At 39.3% G+C, this 275-nt stretch carries 1 protein-coding gene; it reads left to right on the top strand.

Annotated features, from left to right (window positions below; translation table 11 throughout):
• Positions 1-20 precede the first annotated feature (20 nt).
• The coding region (locus AAEY88_RS13485) for a MarC family protein (protein WP_350563203.1) at positions 21-275 on the top strand (255 nt) is incomplete at its 3' end.

Here is a 275-nt window from a genome sequence, read left to right on the forward strand (position 1 = left end):
TATTAATTTTTGCACTCTCCATGACGTTTGGTGAAAGTAAACCCGAAGCTGAAATTAAAAGTGTTCGCGATAGCACTGAAACCGCTATTTTTCCGCTGGCTATACCCTCAATTGCAAGCCCAGGCGCTATGTTAGGTGCGGTATTAATGACGCGTAATGAAGAATATACTTGGGTTGAACAAATGATTACCTCATCAATGATGCTGGCCGTTTTAGTGGTGGTACTTATTTTGTTATTACTTGCTACGCATGTACATAAAATAATAGGTGATAGT

The sequence above is a fragment of the Psychrobacter sp. CAL346-MNA-CIBAN-0220 genome, assembly GCF_040309805.1.
Classification (GTDB): domain Bacteria; phylum Pseudomonadota; class Gammaproteobacteria; order Pseudomonadales; family Moraxellaceae; genus Psychrobacter.